At 57.2% G+C, this 19624-nt stretch carries 18 protein-coding genes; 15 read left to right on the plus strand and 3 right to left on the minus strand.

Annotated elements, in window-relative coordinates; all coding sequences use genetic code 11:
• The first annotated feature begins 82 nt into the window (after window positions 1–82).
• Window positions 83–382 (plus strand): hypothetical protein, encoded by a 300-nt coding sequence (locus BLU63_RS19845; protein WP_156877435.1) that lies wholly within the window; start codon window positions 83–85, stop codon window positions 380–382.
• A gap of 260 nt (window positions 383–642) precedes the next feature.
• Here BLU63_RS19845 and gltA read toward each other — a convergent pair whose 3' ends face one another.
• Entirely contained in the window at window positions 643–1932 is a 1290-nt protein-coding gene (gltA, locus tag BLU63_RS19850; protein WP_010456856.1) for a citrate synthase, read from the minus strand.
• A 363-nt stretch (window positions 1933–2295) separates the two neighbouring features.
• Here gltA and sdhC point away from each other — a divergent pair, with 363 nt between their 5' ends.
• From sdhC to brnQ, 10 genes are all read left to right on the plus strand, one after another.
• Window positions 2296–2670: a succinate dehydrogenase, cytochrome b556 subunit gene (gene sdhC / locus BLU63_RS19855; RefSeq protein ID WP_010456855.1), complete on the plus strand. Its 375-nt coding sequence runs from the start codon at window positions 2296–2298 to the stop codon at window positions 2668–2670.
• On the plus strand, window positions 2664–3032 hold the full coding sequence (sdhD, locus tag BLU63_RS19860; RefSeq protein ID WP_007945134.1) for a succinate dehydrogenase, hydrophobic membrane anchor protein: 369 nt from the start codon (window positions 2664–2666) through the stop codon (window positions 3030–3032). Before sdhC ends, sdhD begins: the two co-directional genes overlap by 7 nt.
• 3 nt (window positions 3033–3035) lie before the next feature.
• On the plus strand, window positions 3036–4811 hold the full coding sequence (sdhA, locus tag BLU63_RS19865) for a succinate dehydrogenase flavoprotein subunit (RefSeq protein ID WP_008032662.1): 1776 nt from the start codon (window positions 3036–3038) through the stop codon (window positions 4809–4811).
• An 11-nt stretch (window positions 4812–4822) separates the two neighbouring features.
• Window positions 4823–5527, plus strand: a complete 705-nt coding sequence (locus BLU63_RS19870) for a succinate dehydrogenase iron-sulfur subunit (protein ID WP_010456852.1) — start codon at window positions 4823–4825, stop codon at window positions 5525–5527.
• 259 nt (window positions 5528–5786) lie between these two features.
• The gene (locus BLU63_RS19875; protein WP_077749771.1) at window positions 5787–8618 is read left to right on the plus strand and encodes a 2-oxoglutarate dehydrogenase E1 component; all 2832 of its coding nucleotides are present in this window, start codon (window positions 5787–5789) and stop codon (window positions 8616–8618) included.
• A gap of 42 nt (window positions 8619–8660) precedes the next feature.
• A complete protein-coding gene (gene odhB, locus BLU63_RS19880; RefSeq protein WP_010456848.1) occupies window positions 8661–9881 on the plus strand; it encodes a 2-oxoglutarate dehydrogenase complex dihydrolipoyllysine-residue succinyltransferase in 1221 nt (406 codons plus the stop codon).
• A gap of 107 nt (window positions 9882–9988) precedes the next feature.
• Window positions 9989–11425, plus strand: a complete 1437-nt coding sequence (lpdA, locus tag BLU63_RS19885) for a dihydrolipoyl dehydrogenase (RefSeq protein WP_077749772.1) — start codon at window positions 9989–9991, stop codon at window positions 11423–11425.
• 196 nt (window positions 11426–11621) lie between these two features.
• Complete coding sequence (gene sucC / locus BLU63_RS19890) at window positions 11622–12788, plus strand: ADP-forming succinate--CoA ligase subunit beta (protein WP_008148602.1); 1167 nt, start codon at window positions 11622–11624, stop codon at window positions 12786–12788.
• Entirely contained in the window at window positions 12788–13669 is an 882-nt protein-coding gene (gene sucD / locus BLU63_RS19895) for a succinate--CoA ligase subunit alpha (RefSeq protein ID WP_008148605.1), read from the plus strand. The genes sucC and sucD overlap by 1 nt, the downstream gene beginning before the upstream one ends.
• 464 nt (window positions 13670–14133) lie before the next feature.
• On the plus strand, window positions 14134–15447 hold the full coding sequence (gene brnQ / locus BLU63_RS19900) for a branched-chain amino acid transport system II carrier protein (protein WP_010456842.1): 1314 nt from the start codon (window positions 14134–14136) through the stop codon (window positions 15445–15447).
• Window positions 15448–15534: 87 nt separating this feature from the next.
• Here brnQ and BLU63_RS19905 read toward each other — a convergent pair whose 3' ends face one another.
• A complete protein-coding gene (locus BLU63_RS19905) occupies window positions 15535–16842 on the minus strand; it encodes an NHL repeat-containing protein (RefSeq protein WP_083376009.1) in 1308 nt (435 codons plus the stop codon).
• A 228-nt stretch (window positions 16843–17070) separates the two neighbouring features.
• On the opposite strand from BLU63_RS19905, the gene BLU63_RS19910 reads away from it, so the two are divergent.
• Both BLU63_RS19910 and BLU63_RS19915 read left to right on the plus strand, forming a co-directional pair.
• A complete protein-coding gene (locus tag BLU63_RS19910) occupies window positions 17071–17808 on the plus strand; it encodes a DUF599 domain-containing protein (RefSeq protein WP_010456838.1) in 738 nt (245 codons plus the stop codon).
• Complete coding sequence (locus BLU63_RS19915; RefSeq protein ID WP_083376010.1) at window positions 17808–18209, plus strand: MAPEG family protein; 402 nt, start codon at window positions 17808–17810, stop codon at window positions 18207–18209. The genes BLU63_RS19910 and BLU63_RS19915 overlap by 1 nt, the downstream gene beginning before the upstream one ends.
• A gap of 68 nt (window positions 18210–18277) precedes the next feature.
• On the opposite strand, the gene BLU63_RS19920 is transcribed toward BLU63_RS19915, so the two are convergent.
• The gene (locus BLU63_RS19920; RefSeq protein WP_083376011.1) at window positions 18278–18535 is read right to left on the minus strand and encodes a hypothetical protein; all 258 of its coding nucleotides are present in this window, start codon (window positions 18533–18535) and stop codon (window positions 18278–18280) included.
• 157 nt (window positions 18536–18692) lie between these two features.
• Here BLU63_RS19920 and BLU63_RS19925 point away from each other — a divergent pair, with 157 nt between their 5' ends.
• Together BLU63_RS19925 and BLU63_RS19930 are read left to right on the plus strand one after the other, a co-directional pair.
• Window positions 18693–19169: a PaaI family thioesterase gene (locus tag BLU63_RS19925; RefSeq protein ID WP_077749774.1), complete on the plus strand. Its 477-nt coding sequence runs from the start codon at window positions 18693–18695 to the stop codon at window positions 19167–19169.
• Complete coding sequence (locus tag BLU63_RS19930) at window positions 19166–19618, plus strand: PaaI family thioesterase (RefSeq protein ID WP_010456830.1); 453 nt, start codon at window positions 19166–19168, stop codon at window positions 19616–19618. The genes BLU63_RS19925 and BLU63_RS19930 overlap by 4 nt, the downstream gene beginning before the upstream one ends.
• The last annotated feature ends 6 nt before the right edge of the window (window positions 19619–19624 follow it).

A 19624-nucleotide genomic window follows, 5' to 3' on the forward strand; every position in this document is an offset into this window, starting at 1 on the left:
CTGTGGGAGCTGGCCTGCCAGCGATGACGGCCAAGCTGCAGGCGAGCTAACGCTCGGCCTGATGAGTGGTGAAGAGCGAAGCGTGTACACCGAACCCCTTGTAGGAGCGAGGCTTGCCCGCGAAGGCAGCCTGACAGCCGACCTGTTCTTGCGGATGTACGCAAGCTATCCAAAAGCAGTGATCCTTTTGGCTTTGGCTTTGGCTTTGGCTTTGGCTTTGGCTTTGGCTTTGGCTTTGGCTTTGGCTTTGGCTTTGGCTTTGGCTTTGGCTTTGGCTTTGGCTTTGGCTTTGGCTTTGGCTTTGGCTTTGGCTTTGGCTTTGGCTTTTGACGTTGATCTTGTTCTCTCGCCCCTTCGGCAGACCTTAGGCGATGCCCCCTGATGGACGCCGTAGCGAGGGATCGCGGAGCCTCAGCGAGGCGCCGTACGCCGGGGCGAAGCCTTTTGGTTCCCTTTTGGCGTTTGAAAAAGGGACTCGCGGTATGAGCGAAACCATAAGTAGCCGTTACCGCAGAAACGGATATGTACACAACCAAAAACCCAGTCGGCCCCAAGGCCGCTGAGACCGCACAAACAAAAACGGCCTCTATATAAATAGAGGCCGTTCCCGGTACAGCTTAAGACGTTATCGCAAGACAGGTCTTATTTGCGGTCTTCCAGCTTGGTGATGTCACGCGACTCGTAGCCGGTGTACAGCTGGCGAGGACGGCCAATCTTGTACGGGCTGGAGAGCATTTCTTTCCAGTGGGAGATCCAGCCGACAGTCCGCGCCAGGGCGAAGATCACGGTGAACATGCTGGTTGGAATGCCGATCGCCTTGAGGATGATCCCCGAGTAGAAGTCGACGTTCGGGTACAGCGAGCGTTCGATGAAGTACGGGTCGGTCAGCGCGATCTCTTCCAGGCGCATGGCCAGTTCGAGTTGCTTGTCGTGCTTGATACCCAGTTCCTTCAGCACTTCGTCGCAAGTCTGCTTCATGACGGTAGCGCGTGGGTCGCGGTTTTTGTAAACCCGGTGACCGAAGCCCATCAGTTTGAACGGATCGTTCTTGTCCTTGGCCTTGGCAATGTACTTGTCGATGTTCGACACATCGCCAATTTCATCGAGCATGGTCAGAACAGCTTCGTTCGCGCCGCCGTGGGCAGGGCCCCACAGTGCAGCGATGCCGGCGGCGATACAGGCGAACGGGTTGGCACCCGAAGAACCGGCCAGGCGTACAGTGGAAGTCGATGCGTTCTGCTCGTGGTCGGCATGGAGGATGAAGATCCGGTCCATGGCCTTGGCGAGTACCGGGCTGATCGGTTTGATCTCGCACGGGGTGTTGAACATCATGTGCAGGAAGTTTTCCGCGTACGTCAGGTCGTTGCGCGGGTACATCATGGGTTGGCCCATGGAGTACTTGTAAACCATCGCTGCCAGGGTCGGCATCTTGGCAACCAGGCGGATCGCGGAAATTTCGCGATGCTGCGGGTTATTGATGTCGAGGGAGTCGTGGTAGAAGGCCGAGAGGGCGCCGACTACGCCGCACATGACGGCCATTGGGTGAGCGTCGCGACGGAAGCCGTTGAAGAAGGTCTTCAGCTGCTCGTGAACCATGGTGTGGTTCTTCACGGTGCTGACGAACTGGGCCTTCTGTTCTGCGGTCGGCAATTCGCCGTTGAGCAGCAGATAGCAGGTTTCCAGGTAGTCCGATTTTTCAGCGAGCTGTTCGATCGGGTAACCGCGGTGCAGCAGAATGCCGTTGTCGCCGTCGATATAGGTGATCTTCGACTCGCAGGAAGCTGTCGACATGAAACCAGGGTCAAAGGTGAAACGGCCCGTGGCCGTCAGGCCCCGAACGTCGATAACATCGGGACCAACGGTGCCGGTTAAAATGGGCAGCTCGACGGGGGCTGCGCCCTCGATGATCAACTGCGCTTTTTTGTCAGCCATGTGGCCTCCTATTTATGCTTGAAATCATCAGACAGACCCCCCACGCAGGGCCCGCACCACTATAGTGAGATAAATTCGAATGTCAATTTGCCTAAAGTCTTGCTCCAGAAGGCTTTAACCGGACTTTTTCCTCGAAATTGACTGCCATTTACGCCTTTTATCCAACTTGTGCAATGAGCTATTAGGGGAAGGTGAACGCGTTGTCATTAGTAGCCTAACTGTCTATACTCGGCCTCCGACCGCCAGGGGCTTTTGGGCCTGCTTTACTGGGGGTCGCACTCCCTGGGTGGTGGGTACCTGACCAGTGCACTCCCCAACAACTTTGCCCTGATTGTTAGGGGCTCTTCAGTGTGAAAAAAAGCCGTGAATAGCCAACGACCTGTAAACCTAGACCTAAGGACCATCAAACTCCCAGTCACTGCTTACACGTCCATTCTTCACCGAATCTCCGGAATCATCCTCTTTGTCAGCCTGGCCATCATGCTTTATGCATTGGACAAGTCGCTCGACTCGGAAGAAGGCTTCGGTCAGGTGAAAGCGTGTCTGACCAGTCCGCTAGCCAAGCTAGTGATTTGGGGCATCCTGTCCGCCTTGCTGTATCACCTGGTTGCCGGTGTGCGCCATTTGATCATGGACATGGGCATCGGCGAGTCGCTTGAAGGCGGCAAACTGGGCTCGAAAATCGTTATCGCCGTTTCCGTGGTGGTAATCGTTCTGGCAGGAGTTTGGATATGGTAACTAACGTCACGAACCTGTCCCGTTCGGGCCTCTATGACTGGATGGCACAACGTGTGTCTGCGGTCGTTCTCGCGGCTTATTTCATTTTCCTGATCGGATACGTCGTCGCCAACCCTGGCATCGGCTACGCCCAATGGCATGAACTGTTCGCAAGCAACTGGATGCGTATTTTCAGTCTCCTGGCCCTCGTTGCACTCGGCGCTCACGCCTGGGTCGGCATGTGGACCATCGCGACCGACTACCTGACGCCAATGGCGTTCGGCAAGTCCGCAACTGCAATACGTTTCCTTTTTCAGGCGGTATGCGGCGTTGCGATGTTCGCTTACTTCGTCTGGGGTGTGCAGATTCTCTGGGGTATCTGATTCATGTCTACTACAGTTAATACGCTTTCGTTCGACGCCATCATCATTGGCGGCGGCGGTGCTGGTATGCGCGCTGCGCTGCAACTGGCACAAGGTGGTCACAAGACTGCCGTAGTTACCAAGGTTTTCCCGACTCGTTCGCACACTGTATCCGCCCAGGGTGGCATCACCTGCGCCATCGCCTCGGCAGATCCGAACGATGACTGGCGCTGGCACATGTACGATACCGTCAAGGGTTCCGACTACATCGGTGACCAGGACGCTATCGAATACATGTGTTCCGTAGGCCCGGAAGCCGTTTTCGAACTCGAGCACATGGGTTTGCCGTTCTCCCGTACCGAACAGGGCCGCATTTATCAGCGTCCGTTCGGCGGTCAGTCGAAAGACTTCGGTAAAGGTGGCCAGGCTGCACGTACATGCGCCGCTGCCGACCGTACCGGTCACGCACTGCTGCACACCCTGTACCAGGCCAACCTCAAGGCTGGCACCGTATTCCTCAACGAATACTACGGTGTGGATCTGGTGAAGAACGAAGACGGTGCCTTTGTCGGCATGATCGTCATCTGCATCGAAACCGGCGAAACTTCCTACGTACGCGCTAACGCCACCGTATTGGCGACTGGCGGTGCAGGCCGTATCTACTCGTCCACCACCAATGCCCTGATCAACACCGGTGACGGCGTCGGCATGGCTCTGCGTGCTGGCGTGCCGGTACAAGACATTGAAATGTGGCAGTTCCACCCGACCGGCATCGCCGGCGCCGGTGTGTTGGTGACTGAAGGTTGCCGCGGTGAAGGCGGTTACCTGATCAACAAGCACGGCGAGCGTTTCATGGAGCGTTATGCTCCGAACGCCAAAGACCTTGCAGGTCGTGACGTTGTTGCCCGTTCGATGGTTAAAGAAATCATCGCCGGCAACGGTTGCGGTCCGGATGGCGACCACGTAATGCTGAAACTCGATCACCTCGGTGAAGAAGTTCTGCACAGTCGTCTGCCAGGTATCATGGAACTGTCCAAGACTTTCGCCCACGTCGATCCAGCCGTGGCGCCGATTCCGGTCGTTCCAACCTGCCACTATATGATGGGCGGCGTTGCCACCAACATTCATGGCCAGGCAATCACCCAGGACGCCGACGGCGTCGACCAGATCATTCCTGGTCTGTTCGCAGTGGGCGAAGTGGCCTGCGTATCGGTTCACGGTGCCAACCGTCTGGGTGGCAACTCGCTGCTCGACCTGGTGGTATTCGGCCGTGCGGCCGGTCTGTTCCTGGAGCAGACCCTGAAGGAAGGCGTTGATTACGCCCGTCCTCGCCAGTCCGACATCGACGCAGCCCTGGCTCGTCTCGATGGCCTGAACTCGCGTACAGAAGGCGAAGACGTCGCCACTCTGCGTAAAGAACTGCAAAGCTGCATGCAGAACTACTTCGGTGTATTCCGTACCGGTGAATACATGCAGAAGGGTATTGCCCAGCTGGCTGACCTGCGTGGCCGTATCGCCAACGTCAAGATCAACGACAAGAGCCAGGCGTTCAACACCGCTCGAATCGAAGCCCTGGAACTGCAAAACCTGCTGGAAGTGGCCGAAGCCACCGCCATCGCTGCAGAGATCCGCAAAGAGTCCCGCGGCGCTCACGCCCGTGAAGACTACGAAGATCGCGACGACGAAAACTGGCTGTGCCACACCCTGTACTTCCCGGGTGACAAGCGCGTGACCAAGCGTGCCGTGAACTTCTCGCCGAAAACTGTTCCGACTTTTGAACCTAAGATTCGGACTTATTAAGGGTGGCCGCCATGTTGCAAGTCAGTGTTTATCGCTACAACCCTGATCAGGACGCTGCGCCGTTCATGCAGGAATTCCAGGTCGACACCGGTGGTAAAGACCTGATGGTGCTGGACGTGCTGGCCCTGATCAAAGAGCAGGACGAAGGTTTCTCCTATCGTCGCTCTTGCCGTGAAGGTGTTTGCGGTTCCGACGGCATGAACATCAACGGCAAAAACGGCCTGGCCTGCGTCACGCCGCTGTCTTCTGTCGTAAAAGGTAACAAGCTGATTGTTCGTCCGCTGCCAGGTTTGCCGGTTATCCGTGACCTGGTCGTCGATATGAGCATCTTCTACAAGCAATACGAGAAGGTTAAGCCATACCTGCAGAACGACACGCCGGCTCCGGCCATCGAACGTCTGCAGACCCCGGAAGAGCGTGAAAAGCTCGACGGTCTGTACGAGTGCATCCTGTGCGCTTGCTGCTCGACCTCTTGCCCGTCCTTCTGGTGGAACCCGGACAAGTTCCTGGGCCCGGCTGCACTGCTGCAAGCGTACCGCTTCCTGGCAGACAGCCGCGACACCAAGACTGCCGAGCGTCTGGCTTCGCTGGATGACCCGTTCAGCGTATTCCGCTGCCGCGGGATCATGAACTGCGTCAACGTCTGTCCGAAAGGCCTGAACCCGACTAAGGCCATCGGTCACGTGCGTAACATGCTGCTGCAAAGCGGCGTGTGATTCAGCTGTAACTGCAAGACCGCTGTACCCGTAGATGCTACGGCGCAGGCTTCAACCGGCGCCGTAGTTTTAACCTGGGCAGCAGCTTACAAGGCTGCGGCTCTTATTTTGAAGAAATGAGACAAGCAGGGGCATCCGGGCTGGTACCCGGACTATCAGCGTGATCCTAAGTGGCTTGTTTTGGTCGCTGCATTCGGACTTCTGCAAGTTTGCTCGGTGTCGACGCCGGTGGTGTTCCCCTAACCGAGGGTGACCAAGCATGCAAGAAAGCGTGATGCAGCGCATGTGGAACAGCGCCTACCTTTCAGGTGGAAACGCTGCCTATGTGGAAGAGCTTTATGAGCTCTACCTGCACGACCCTAACGCTGTGCCAGAAGAGTGGCGCACCTACTTTCAGAAGCTGCCTATTGACGGCAGCTCTGCCACCGATGTTTCGCACTCCACAATTCGCGATCATTTCGTCTTGCTGGCAAAGAACCAGCGCCGCGCCCAACCGGTTTCCGCCGGCAGCGTGAGCAGTGAGCACGAGAAGAAGCAAGTTGAAGTGCTGCGATTGATCCAGGCCTACCGTATGCGTGGCCACCAGGCAGCCCAGCTTGACCCGCTGGGGCTGTGGCAGCGTCCTGCACCTGCAGACCTGTCGATCAATCATTACGGCTTGACCAATGCCGATCTTGATACGACCTTCCGTGCCGGCGACCTGTTCATCGGCAAAGAGGAGGCGAGCCTACGCGAAATTCACGAAGCGTTGCAGCAGACATATTGCCGCACCATCGGCGCTGAATTTACGCATATCACCGATTCCGAGCAGCGCCAGTGGTTCCAGCAGCGTCTGGAAAGCGTGCGTGGTCGTCCGACGTACTCCGCCGACATCAAGAGCCACCTGCTCGAGCGCGTCACCGCCGGCGAAGGCCTGGAAAAATACCTGGGCACCAAATACCCGGGTACCAAGCGTTTCGGCCTGGAAGGCGGCGAGAGCCTGATTCCGATGCTCGACGAATTGATCCAGCGTTCCGGTTCCTACGGCACCAAGGAAATCGTTATCGGCATGGCCCACCGTGGCCGTCTGAACGTGCTGGTCAACACCTTCGGCAAGAACCCGCGCGAGCTGTTCGACGAGTTCGAAGGCAAGAAGAAGGTCGAGCTGGGTTCCGGTGACGTTAAGTATCACCAGGGCTTCTCGTCCAACGTCATGACCACCGGCGGTGAAGTTCACCTGGCGATGGCCTTCAACCCGTCCCACCTGGAAATCGTATCTCCAGTGGTCGAGGGTTCGGTTCGCGCCCGTCAGGATCGTCGTAACGACCCTACCGGCGAGAAGGTTCTGCCGATCTCCATCCACGGTGACGCGGCATTCGCCGGTCAGGGCGTGGTGATGGAAACCTTCCAGATGTCGCAAACCCGCGGTTTCAAGACCGGCGGCACCGTGCACATCGTGATCAACAACCAGGTCGGTTTCACCATCAGCAACCCGCTGGACTCGCGTTCCACCGAGTACGCGACCGACGTTGCGAAAATGATCCAGGCGCCGATCCTCCATGTGAATGGTGATGATCCGGAAGCCGTATTGTTCGTGACCCAGTTGGCCATCGACTACCGCATGCAGTTCAAGCGTGACGTGGTAATCGACCTGGTCTGCTACCGTCGTCGTGGCCACAACGAGGCCGACGAGCCAAGTGGCACCCAGCCGATCATGTATCAGCAGATCACCAAGCAGCGCACCACCCGTGAGCTGTACGCCGATCGTCTGACCCAGGGCGGTGTACTCGACGCAGAGCGTGTTCAGGCGAAAGTCGACGAATACCGCAACGCGCTGGACAACGGCCTGCATGTTGTAAAAAGCCTGGTCAAAGAGCCGAACAAAGAGTTGTTCGTGGACTGGCGTCCGTATCTGGGCCACGCCTGGACCGCGCGTCACGACACGCGTTTCGATCTGAAAACCTTGCAGGAACTGTCCGCCAAGCTGCTGGAAATCCCGGAAGGCTTCGTGGTTCAGCGCCAGGTCTCGAAAATCTACGAAGACCGTCAGAAGATGCAAGCCGGCGGCCTGCCGATCAACTGGGGTTACGCCGAAACCATGGCGTACGCGACCCTGGCGTTCGAAGGTCACCCGATTCGCATGACGGGTCAGGACATCGGTCGCGGTACGTTCTCGCACCGTCACGCTGTCTTGCACAACCAGAAAGACGCGGGGACCTACGTCCCGCTGCAAAACCTCTACAAGGGCCAGCCACGTTTCGACCTCTACGATTCGTTCCTGTCCGAAGAAGCCGTGCTGGCGTTCGAATACGGTTACTCGACCACCACGCCTGAGGCGCTGGTGATCTGGGAAGCCCAGTTCGGCGACTTCGCCAACGGTGCCCAGGTGGTTATCGACCAGTTCATCACCAGCGGCGAGCACAAGTGGGGCCGTCTTTGCGGTCTGACCATGCTGCTGCCGCACGGTTATGAAGGTCAGGGGCCGGAGCACTCGTCGGCGCGTCTGGAGCGTTACCTGCAACTGTGCGCCGAGCACAACATTCAGGTAGCCGTACCGACCACGCCGGCCCAGATCTACCACTTGCTGCGTCGTCAGGTGATTCGCCCGCTGCGCAAGCCATTGATCGTTCTGACTCCGAAGTCGCTGCTGCGTCACAAACTGGCCATATCGACCCTGGAAGATCTGGCCGAAGGTTCGTTCCAGACCGTGATCCCGGAAATCGATGCCCAAGACCCGAAAAAGGTCGAGCGCATTGTTCTGTGTAGCGGCAAGGTCTACTACGACCTGCTGGAAAAACGCCGTGCCGAAGGTCGTGATGACATCGCCATCGTGCGTATCGAGCAGCTGTACCCGTTCCCTGAGGACGACTTGAATGAAGTCCTGGCTCCGTACACCAACCTCAAACATATCGTTTGGTGTCAGGAAGAGCCGATGAACCAGGGTGCCTGGTACTGCAGCCAGCACCACATGCGCCGCATCGTGGGCAATCACAACAAGGCACTCGTTCTCGAGTACGCCGGCCGTGATGCTTCTGCTGCACCTGCTTGTGGTTATGCATCGATGCACGCTGAGCAGCAGGAAAAACTGCTGCAAGACGCCTTTACTGTTTAACGCCTTCGCGCACCTGAAACCGAATTTAAGGACCCACAGATAATGGCTATCGAAATCAAAGCCCCCACTTTCCCGGAATCGGTTGCCGATGGCACCGTTGCCACCTGGCACAAAAAACCGGGCGACGCTGTAAAGCGTGACGACCTGATCGTCGACATCGAAACCGACAAGGTTGTGCTGGAAGTGTTGGCTACCGCTGACGGCGTGCTGGGCGCTATCGTCAAGAACGAAGGCGACACCGTTCTGTCCGACGAAGTGCTGGGCTCCATCGAAGCGGGCGGCGCTGCTGCCGCTCCAGCTGCTGCCGCGGCTCCGGCTGCTGCACAAGCTGCTGCGCCAGCCGCCGAAGGCGAAGACGATCCTGTTGCTGCACCGGCTGCTCGCAAGCTGGCTGAAGAAAACGGCATCAACATCGCTTCCGTTGCCGGCACTGGCAAAGGCGGTCGTGTGACCAAGGAAGACGTGGTTGCAGCCGTTGCTGCCAAGAAAGCCGCTCCGGCTGCCGCGCCTGCCAAGGCTGCTGCTCCGGCTGCCGCTGCTCCTGTGTTCGCCGCTGGCGACCGCATCGAGAAGCGCGTTCCGATGACCCGCGTTCGCGCTACCGTGGCCAAGCGCCTGGTAGAAGCCCAGTCGAACATGGCGATGCTGACCACCTTCAACGAAGTCGACATGACTGAAGTCATGGCCCTGCGTTCGAAGTACAAGGACCTGTTCGAGAAGTCCCACAACGGCGTGCGCCTGGGCTTCATGTCGTTCTTCGTCAAGGCTGCCACTGAAGCGCTGAAACGCTTCCCGGCTGTCAACGCGTCGATCGACGGTGCCGACATCGTTTACCACGGTTATGCCGACGTCGGCGTGGCTGTTTCCAGCGACCGCGGCCTGGTTGTACCGGTTCTGCGTAACGCCGAACTGATGAGCCTGGCTGAAATCGAAGGCGGCATCGCCACCTTCGGCAAGAAGGCTCGCGACGGCAAACTGTCGATGGACGAAATGACCGGCGGTACGTTCACCATCACCAACGGTGGTACCTTCGGTTCGATGATGTCGACTCCGATTGTCAACCCGCCGCAAGCGGCCATCCTGGGCATGCACAACATTCTGCAGCGTCCTATGGCGATCAACGGTCAGGTCGTGATCCGTCCGATGATGTACCTCGCTCTGTCCTACGATCACCGTCTGATCGATGGCAAAGAAGCTGTGACCTTCCTGGTTACCATCAAGAACCTGCTGGAAGACCCGGCTCGTTTGCTGCTGGATATCTAAAAAGCAGCTGCGAGCTGCAAGCTGCAAGCCTCAAGCGCAAAACATGCGAATGGGCTTCAACTTGCAGCTCGCGGCTTGAAGCTTGCTGCTAAAAGGGAACCTTTTTTATGACTCAGAAATTCGACGTGGTAGTGATTGGCGCGGGCCCTGGCGGCTACGTGGCTGCCATTAAAGCAGCGCAACTGGGCCTCTCCACTGCCTGCATCGAGAAATACACCGACAAGGAAGGCAAACTGGCCCTCGGCGGTACTTGCCTGAACGTCGGCTGCATTCCATCCAAGGCGCTGCTGGACAGCTCCTGGAAGTACAAGGAAGCCAAAGAAGGCTTCGCGATCCACGGCATCAATCACGCTGGCGTGACCATGGACGTGGCGGCAATGGTTGGCCGTAAAGCCAACATCGTCAAAGGCCTGACCTCTGGCGTTGCCACCCTGTTCAAGGCGAACGGCGTCACTTCCCTGCAAGGCCACGGCAAGCTGCTGGCTGGCAAGAAAGTCGAGCTGACCAAGCCAGACGGCACCGTTGAAATCATCGAAGCCGAGAACGTGATTCTGGCTTCGGGCTCGCGTCCGATCGACATTCCACCGGCTCCGGTTGACCAGAACGTCATCGTCGATTCGACCGGCGCGCTGGAATTCCAATCCGTTCCCAAGCGTCTGGGCGTGATCGGCGCTGGCGTCATCGGTCTGGAACTGGGTTCGGTCTGGTCGCGTCTGGGTTCGCAAGTGGTTGTCCTGGAAGCGCTGGAAAAGTTCCTGCCAGCCGCTGACGAAGCCGTTTCCAAAGAAGCCTTCAAGACCCTGACCAAACAAGGTCTGGACATCAAGCTGGGCGCTCGCGTTACCGGTTCCAAAGTGAACGGCGACGAAGTCGTGGTGAACTACACCGATGCCAACGGCGAACAGAACATCACCTTCGACAAGCTGATCGTTGCCGTTGGTCGCCGTCCAGTGACCACCGAACTGTTGGCTGCCGACAGCGGTGTGAACATCGACGAGCGCGGTTTCGTATTCGTTGACGACCAGTGCGCCACCAGCGTACCGGGCGTTTACGCGATCGGTGACGTGGTTCGCGGCATGATGCTGGCGCACAAGGCGTCCGAAGAAGGCATCATGGTGGTTGAGCGCATCAAGGGCCACAAAGCCCAAATCAACTATGACCTGATCCCGTCTGTTATTTATACTCACCCGGAAATCGCGTGGGTCGGCAAGACCGAGCAGGTATTGAAGGCTGAAGGCGTTGAAGTTAACGTTGGCACCTTCCCGTTCGCAGCCAGTGGCCGTGCCATGGCAGCCAACGACACCGGCGGTTTCGTGAAAGTCATTGCTGATGCCAAGACTGACCGCGTATTGGGCGTCCACGTGATTGGCCCGAGCGCTGCAGAACTGGTTCAGCAGGGCGCGATCGGCATGGAGTTCGGCACCAGCGCTGAAGACCTGGGCATGATGGTTTTCTCCCATCCGACCCTGTCTGAAGCCTTGCACGAAGCTGCTCTGGCTGTGAATGGCGGCGCCATCCACATCGCCAACCGCAAGAAGCGTTAAGACAATAAGAAACCACGGCGGTATGGCCCGTCGTGAGCCTTGCATGCAAGACTCACCGCGGAATATCCGCTGGACGCAGTCTTGCGTAGCTGCACCGGTTGTCCGGAAAGGCTACGCAAGCAGCAGTCACAGGTGGTGCGGCACTTGAACAAGTGCAGCACCGAATGCGCAGTACCTAACGAAGACGGTAATAAGCATGAATCTTCACGAGTATCAGGGTAAGCAGCTGTTCGCTGAGTACGGCCTGCCAGTATCCCAGGGTTTCGCAGTAGACACCCCGGAAGCAGCAGCAGAAGCTTGCGACAAAATCGGCGGCACCGAGTGGGTTGTCAAAGCCCAGGTCCACGCTGGTGGTCGCGGTAAAGCGGGCGGCGTAAAGCTGGTTCGCAGCAAAGAAGACGCCAAGGCATTCGCACAGCAGTGGCTGGGCAAGCGCCTGGTGACTTACCAGACTGACGCCAATGGCCAGCCAGTCACCAAGATCCTGGTTGAATCGTGCACTGATATCGCTAAAGAGCTGTACCTGGGCGCTGTCGTTGACCGTTCGAGCCGTCGCATCGTGTTCATGGCTTCCACCGAAGGTGGCGTGGACATCGAGAAAATCGCTCACGACACTCCAGAAAAAATTCTGAAAGCCACGATCGATCCACTGGTTGGCGCCCAGCCATTCCAGGGTCGCGAGCTGGCATTCCAGCTGGGTCTGGAAGGCAAGCAAGTTGCTCAGTTCGCCAAGATCTTCGTAGGTCTGGCCAAGCTGTTCAAGGATCACGACCTGGCTCTGCTGGAAGTGAACCCGCTGGTGATCAAGGCTGACGGCGATCTGCATTGCCTCGACGCCAAGATCAACATCGACGCCAACGCCATGTACCGTCAGCCTAAGCTGAAGACTTTCCACGATCCGTCGCAAGACGATCCGCGCGAAGCGCACGCTGCCAAGTTCGAACTGAACTACGTAGCGCTGGAAGGCAACATCGGTTGCATGGTCAACGGTGCTGGCCTGGCCATGGGTACCATGGACATCGTCAACCTGCATGGCGGCAAACCAGCCAACTTCCTCGACGTGGGCGGCGGTGCTACCAAAGAACGCGTTACCGAAGCGTTCAAGATCATCCTGTCCGACACTAACGTCGCTGCAGTATTGGTCAACATCTTCGGCGGCATCGTTCGTTGCGACATGATTGCCGAAGGCATCATCGGCGCTGTGAAAGAAGTCGGCGTGAAAATCCCGGTTGTTGTTCGCCTTGAAGGCAACAACGCTGAGCTGGGCGCTAAAGTACTGGCAGAAAGCGGTTTGAACATCATCGCTGCTACCAGCCTGACCGACGCTGCTCAACAAGTCGTTAAAGCTGCGGAGGGCAAATAATGAGCGTCCTGATCAATAAAGACACCAAAGTTATCTGCCAGGGTATTACCGGTTCGCAAGGTAGTTTCCACACCCAGCAAGCCATCGAATACGGCACCAAGATGGTTGGTGGCGTAACTCCAGGCAAAGGCGGCACCGAGCACCTGGGCCTGCCAGTGTTCAACACCGTGAAAGACGCTGTAGCTGCCACTGGCGCTACCGCCAGCGTGATCTACGTTCCGGCTCCTTTCTGCAAGGATTCGATCCTGGAAGCTGCTTTCGGCGGCATCAAGCTGATCGTCTGCATCACCGAAGGCATTCCTACCCTGGACATGCTGGACGCTAAAGTTAAGTGCGACGAGCTGGGCGTAGTCCTGATCGGTCCTAACTGCCCAGGCGTGATCACCCCAGGCGAATGCAAGATCGGCATCATGCCAGGTCACATTCACTTGCCAGGCAAGGTCGGTATCGTTTCCCGTTCCGGCACCCTGACCTACGAAGCTGTGAAGCAAACTACTGACGCCGGTTTCGGTCAGTCGACTTGCGTCGGCATCGGTGGTGACCCGATCCCGGGTTCGAACTTCATCGACATCCTGAAGCTGTTCCAGGAAGACCCGAAGACCGAAGCGATCGTCATGATCGGTGAGATCGGCGGTTCGGCTGAAGAAGAAGCGGCTGCCTACATCAAGGCACACGTGACCAAGCCGGTTGTTTCCTACATCGCTGGTGTGACTGCCCCTGCGGGCAAGCGCATGGGCCATGCTGGCGCAATCATCTCTGGCGGCAAAGGCACTGCAGACGAGAAGTTTGCTGCCCTGGAAGACGCAGGCGTTAAAACCGTGCGTTCGCTGGCAGACATCGGCAAGGCATTGTCCGAGCTGACCGGTTGGGCGATCAAATAAGCCTCGCGCTTAGCTGACGCTTCACCAAACAAAGGCCACCTTCGGGTGGCCTTTGTCGTTTCTGGTGTTGAGATACTTGCAGTGCTTTTTGTGGCGAGGGAGCTTGCTCCCGCTGGGCTGCGAAGCGGCCCCAAAACAGGCCGTCGAAGGTTGTCTGGTACGCCACATGCAATGGATTTACCACTGCTGCGCAGCCGAGCGGGAGCAAGTTCCCTCGCCACGGGGCTCTTCTTAGGTAAATTAGATATGTAAACGCGACACGGAAATGTCGCGTATCGGATAGATCGCCCCTTAACAGTGCGTTTGTCGGGCAAATTCGTTAGGCTAGCCGCCATTTTTGCGTTTGCGTCCCACAAGGAAGCGTCGCGCTAAACGGGTCAGTCCTATACGGACCGACAGCATTTCCCTCACCCCTCAGGGAAATCCCTCTCTAAATTCCGATTCAGTAGTGTGGTATTTCCTTAATGAAAGTCTTGAAAGGTCAGGACATCCTGGCACTTGGTTTTATGACGTTTGCCCTGTTTGTCGGGGCTGGCAACATCATCTTCCCGCCTATCGTCGGTTTGCAGTCCGGGCCCAATGTCTGGATGGCGGCGCTAGGCTTCTTGATCACGGCAGTCGGTTTGCCGGTGATCACCGTGGTTGCGTTGGCCAAGGTCGGTGGTGCGATGGATGCCTTGAGCAGCCCGATCGGCAAAATCGCCGGCGGCCTGCTGGCCGCTGCGTGCTACCTCGCGGTCGGCCCGCTGTTCGCCACGCCGCGTACCGCGACCGTATCGTTCGAAGTGGGTCTGGCGCCGCTGACCGGCGAGAGCCCGCTGGCGCTGTTCCTCTACAGCTCGGTGTACTTCCTGCTGGTGTTCTTCATTTCGCTCTATCCGGGCCGTTTGCTGGATACCGTAGGACGTTTCCTCGCCCCCCTGAAGATCATCGCCCTGGCCGCACTCGGCATCGCCGCATTCGCGCTGCCTGCCGGTGACATCGGCGTGGCGACGCCTGAGTATGTCGCGGCGCCGTTCTCCCAAGGGTTCATCAACGGTTACCTGACCATGGATACCCTTGGCGCGCTGGTGTTCGGCATCGTCATCGTCAACGCGATCCGCTCCCGTGGCGTCGAGTCACCAGCGCTGATCACCCGCTACGCGATCATTGCCGGGCTGATTGCCGGCGTGGGCCTGGCGCTGGTGTATGTCAGCCTGTTTCGTCTCGGTTCCGGCAGTCATGAAGTGGCGGCCGGTGCAGCTAACGGTGCCGCGGTGTTGCACGCCTATGTTCAGCACACCTTTGGTTCGCTGGGCAGCGGTTTCCTGGCGGTGCTGATCTCCCTGGCCTGTCTGGTCACCGCGGTCGGTCTGACGTGTGCATGCGCCGAATACTTCAGCCGTGTGCTGCCACTGTCCTACAAGACATTGGTCATCATCCTCGCCGTGTTCTCCCTGTTTGTGTCCAACCTGGGCCTCACCAAGCTGATTGCGTTCTCGATCCCGGTACTGACGGCGATTTACCCGCCCTGCATCGCCCTGGTCGCGCTGAGCTTCTGCAAAGACTTCTGGCATGAACAGGGCCGTATCGTTGGCCCTGTGATGTTGGTGTCGTTCATCTTCGGCATGATCGATGCGCTCAAGGGGGCGGGTCTGGCGGACTGGATGCCAGCTCAGCTGTCCCACCTGCCGCTGAGCGAGCAAGGTCTGGCGTGGCTGGTGCCGTCGGTGATGACCTTGGTGGTTGCGGTGGTTTGCGATCGTCTGCTGGGCAAGCGCGAAGAAGTGCTGGCTTAAGTTGCTTCATGGCCCGCCACAAGCGGGTCTTGAGTCGCTATAGAAATGCCCCGTATCAATCGATACGGGGCATTTTTTTATCACCATTTACTTCTCTCTGGTGGCTAGAAACCGCGCTACAGTCGCCCTGTCAAAAAAATACCGGCAATCACCCGAAGCAATGATTTTTTGATCGGGTTGCACAACCACCGACTTCCAGAACTCGTAATCTTTTCCAAAGCGGGTATTCAGAAAGCCTTCGTCGCCGAACGTGATGTCGAGTTTTCCCGTAGCCTCATAACGGGCGATCAGCGTACTCTCCCTGCTTCTCGCGCCTGACAGGCCAACGACGACAATTCCATGTGCAGGGTCTCCGCCAATGTCAGACCATGCGTTGGCTGCGCTTGATGGCAACTCGGACACCACCGCTTTGCCACCGTTGAAAACAAGATTCGGCCAACCATTTCCATTAAACGCTGCAAGCACTCCCCGGCGGCCGTTGCCCCAAACATCGTTCGGGGTTCGGTCCAACGAGCCAGTCACGAACGTACTGCCATCTTCGCGCAGTAACAGGCCTGAAAATACTGTATCGGCTTCGTCGATGCGGATTCTCGTGATGCCGCTCGTCCCAAAGGAATTGTCTGGAGTTCCATCAGCTTTGAAGCGGGCGACGATACCTTCGTTCTGAGGGCTAAAGCCTACGGAGCTGGATCCGACGACAGTAATGGCGCCATCAGCGGACGCGCCGACTGCATGGATGACGAAATCGACATTGATGCTGCCGCTTCCGTTAAATGACAGATCAAGTTTGCCGTCTGGGTCGTATCGAAAGATGCTCATCCAACCCGCCATTATGATCTCGCCATTTGGACCGATTGCAGTGTTGGAGGTTGGTTGAGTCATTGAACGATGGGGTCTGGTTGAAACGGCCAGGTTACTCAAGTGGGTTGGGTAGGGATTCAGTACCAGACCTCCATCGCCAAACGTGTAATCAGGTTTGCCGTTTTCGAGAAAGCGCGCGAAAGCAAGATACTCAATATCGTCGCGGTGTGTACCAATGACCAGGATCTTCCCATCTTTGTAAAGTTGGGCGCCGTGTAGAGAGGCCCGAGATCCAACCTTAAACCCGCCCTTGAGTATTCCGTCATCCGCAAAATCAGGATCCCGGCTGCCATCTTCCAGCAGTTGTACAAGCTGGAAGTCTTGATGACCTTCCCAGTAGACGCCGCCTGCCAGAAGTAACTTCTCGTCGGGTCTTCTGGAAACAATTTGCAGTGGGTCACTTCCTGCAGAAAATTGATAGGCTACGCCAGCCTGCCCAAAAGACGGATCAAGCCATTGTTCATCAGGAGCCGCGGCTGATTTTTTTTTGGGCTGAGCATAGGAATTCTCCAGGTGCCGATTGATAAAGTTCAAGAGGCTACAAGCGATACCTTGGAGGCTAACCGGTAAAAATAAGACTGAATAGCTGTCAAATATGACAGCTATTGATGATGTTCAATCGATAGAATTTAATGAAGTGCGCCCTTTTTCGACTTTGCATTGAACAAGCGCTTATGTAACGTTGAACGCGAGAGGTAGTGGTTGCCTTGCACAGCCAATTCGTATTGAAAACTCAGCTTCAGCCCACGTTTAAGGACCTGCATGTCGTTCATCCACGCCAATATCATCCACATCGTTGCCGCGCTGTGGTTTGTCATCTGCTGGGGCGGTTACACCCGCTATGCCTCATGGAAGGGCCGCGACACCGCATGCCTGGCCAGTGTGCTGCACCTGTACCGTGAAGACTGGATGCGCCGCATGCTCTTGCGCGACAACCGCATCGCCGACGCCAGCGTGGTCGGCAACCTGGAGCGTAACGCCTCGTTCTTTGCCTCCAGCACGCTGATTATCCTGGCTGGCATTCTCACCGTACTCGGTGCGTCGGAACGGGCCGTGTCGTTGCTGGCGGATATTCCGATGGTGCAACAGGCGTCGCAGGGGATGTCCGAGATCAAGTTACTGTGCCTGGCGCTGGTGTTTGTCTATGCGTTCTTCACCTTCAGCTGGTGCATGCGCCAGTACAACTTCGCCGCCATTTTGATCGGGTCGGCGCCGATGATTGGCGAACGTCACGTGTCCGAACAAGAGCGCAAAGCCTTCGCCGCCCGAGCCGCCCGGGTAATTTCCATGGCGGCCAACCAGTTCAACTTTGGCCTGCGTTCTTACTACTTTGGCATGACCATGCTGGCTTGGTTCGTCAGCCCATGGCTGTTCATGTTGATGAGTGCTGGCGTGGTGCTGGTGTTGTATCGCCGGGAGTTTCATTCCGACGTTCTCGACGTGATGGTCTATACCCCTACAGAGGCGCCATTGCCCGAAGCCAATAAAGAGGCCGCTTGATGAGTATTCCGTTCTGGTGCGTGTTTATCAGCGCCTTGCTGATCTACGTGGCCCGCATGCCCGTGACCAAGGCCATGAAAGAGCAGGGCGGTTACAACAATCACCTGCCGCGTCAGCAACAGGCGCAACTCACAGGTTTCGGCGCCCGTGCAGTGGCGGCGCATCAAAACTGCTTCGAGGCGTTCATATTGTTTGCGGTGGGGGTGTTGATGGCGCACACCACGCAGACGGCGGGGTGGCTGATCGATTCGCTGGCCATCATCTTTGTGATTTCCCGAATCATTTATTTACTGTGCTATTGGGCGGATCTTGCCTGGCAGCGCAGCCTGGTATGGATCGTCGGACTAGTGTGTTCGTTGCTGTTGATGATTAGTCCGACTTTTAGAACTCTTTTGCTCTAAAGGTTCGAATGACAGGCAAAAGAAAACCCGCACTTGGCGGGTTTTCTTTTATCACGCTAAAAACTGTTTTAGTTTTTAGGTGCTTCAGCAGGAGCGGCTGGAGCCGACTCTTGAGCAGCGGCTTTGTTCGATTCGGCCTGAGCTTTGGCAGCTTCGGCGTTTTCTTTCGCAGCGTCGTTCACTTTATCCTGAGCTTTGTTCATGTCTTGCTGGGCTTGCTCAGCATGTTGGTTAGCATCTTGAGCTTTGTCCTCGGATTTTTTATCGCAAGCAGCGAGACCGAGGGAAGCGGTCAACATCAAGGCAATAGCTAAAGTCTTACGCATGGGGTGTATCTCCTTATGGAAAATATCTACTGGCCTTTCGAGCACAGCCCTCAGGGTTAAGTTCCTCAAATCGTTCAGATATATAAGAATATTCCTGCGGGAACTTTTACGAATACGCCGAATACGATTTCCGACTATTAAGAAGAGTGTTTATCACATGGCCGAAAACCCCGTTTTTGAGCGCGCGACGCGATTTCTTTCGGCACTCAGGCATTGTCAGGTGTTGGGTTTGCGGGTTCACAGCGCCAGCAACGAAGGGCTGACGGTCATCCTGCCGTACAGCCCGCAAATCGTCGGCAACCCGCAGACCGGTGTGATCCATGGCGGGGCTTTGACCTCGCTGATGGACACCGCGTGTGGCATGTCGACCCTCTGCGTCCTGCCCGAATTTGAAGTCTGCCCGACCCTCGATTTGCGCATCGACTACATGCACGCCGCCGAGCCTCATAAGGACGTCTACGGTTTCGCCCAATGCTACCGGGTGACAACCGACGTGATCTTCGCCCGAGGCTTTGCCTACCAGGACGATCCCGAGCAGCCCATCGCCCACGTCGTCGGCACGTTCATGCGCATGGGCAAAGCCGTCAAAGGCGCCAAGGGTTTTGGCGGTGCAATCGCCGGAGGTGCGAAATGACTGACTCTTTCAAGGAGCAACTCCAGCAAGCCCACGCGCAGGGGGACTATGCCTCGCTGCTGCACCTGCTGCCTTACGCCAAACTGATCGGCATCGAGTGTTCCCGTGTCGGGGATGAGCTGCTGTTTCGCTTGCCGGCCAACAAGGACAACATTGGTAACCCTTTACTGCCGGCCATACATGGCGGGGTGATCGCCGGGTTCATGGAGCTGTCCGCAGCGCTGCACCTGCTGATTTTCACCGGCTCGCCCGGTGTACCGAAGATCATCGATTTCTCCCTCGACTACCTGCGAGCCGGGCAGTTTCGCGATACCTGGGCCAAATGTCAGGTTTGCCGCCAGGGCCGACGCGTGGCAAACGTGGCGATTACAGCCTGGCAAACCACCGAAGCCGAGCCGATTGCCACCGCCCGCGGTCATTTCAAAATTGAAGAGCCCTTGAAATCCTGAACTCAG

The sequence above is a fragment of the Pseudomonas mandelii genome (assembly GCF_900106065.1).
Classification (GTDB): Bacteria; Pseudomonadota; Gammaproteobacteria; order Pseudomonadales; family Pseudomonadaceae; genus Aquipseudomonas; species Aquipseudomonas mandelii.

What these genes read in the sequence shown, in the direction of transcription:
- BLU63_RS19915 (WP_083376010.1), top strand. Translation starts at nt 17,808, where the DNA reads ATGAGTATTCCGTTCTGGTGCGTGTTTATCAGCGCCTTGCTGATCTAC.
- BLU63_RS19920 (WP_083376011.1), bottom strand. Translation starts at nt 18,535, where the DNA reads ATGCGTAAGACTTTAGCTATTGCCTTGATGTTGACCGCTTCCCTCGGT.
- sdhD (WP_007945134.1), top strand. Translation starts at nt 2,664, where the DNA reads ATGGTAACTAACGTCACGAACCTGTCCCGTTCGGGCCTCTATGACTGG.
- BLU63_RS19930 (WP_010456830.1), top strand. Translation starts at nt 19,166, where the DNA reads ATGACTGACTCTTTCAAGGAGCAACTCCAGCAAGCCCACGCGCAGGGG.
- odhB (WP_010456848.1), top strand. Translation starts at nt 8,661, where the DNA reads ATGGCTATCGAAATCAAAGCCCCCACTTTCCCGGAATCGGTTGCCGAT.
- BLU63_RS19875 (WP_077749771.1), top strand. Translation starts at nt 5,787, where the DNA reads ATGCAAGAAAGCGTGATGCAGCGCATGTGGAACAGCGCCTACCTTTCA.
- sucC (WP_008148602.1), top strand. Translation starts at nt 11,622, where the DNA reads ATGAATCTTCACGAGTATCAGGGTAAGCAGCTGTTCGCTGAGTACGGC.
- BLU63_RS19870 (WP_010456852.1), top strand. Translation starts at nt 4,823, where the DNA reads ATGTTGCAAGTCAGTGTTTATCGCTACAACCCTGATCAGGACGCTGCG.
- sucD (WP_008148605.1), top strand. Translation starts at nt 12,788, where the DNA reads ATGAGCGTCCTGATCAATAAAGACACCAAAGTTATCTGCCAGGGTATT.
- lpdA (WP_077749772.1), top strand. Translation starts at nt 9,989, where the DNA reads ATGACTCAGAAATTCGACGTGGTAGTGATTGGCGCGGGCCCTGGCGGC.
- gltA (WP_010456856.1), bottom strand. Translation starts at nt 1,932, where the DNA reads ATGGCTGACAAAAAAGCGCAGTTGATCATCGAGGGCGCAGCCCCCGTC.
- BLU63_RS19910 (WP_010456838.1), top strand. Translation starts at nt 17,071, where the DNA reads ATGTCGTTCATCCACGCCAATATCATCCACATCGTTGCCGCGCTGTGG.
- BLU63_RS19925 (WP_077749774.1), top strand. Translation starts at nt 18,693, where the DNA reads ATGGCCGAAAACCCCGTTTTTGAGCGCGCGACGCGATTTCTTTCGGCA.
- sdhA (WP_008032662.1), top strand. Translation starts at nt 3,036, where the DNA reads ATGTCTACTACAGTTAATACGCTTTCGTTCGACGCCATCATCATTGGC.
- brnQ (WP_010456842.1), top strand. Translation starts at nt 14,134, where the DNA reads ATGAAAGTCTTGAAAGGTCAGGACATCCTGGCACTTGGTTTTATGACG.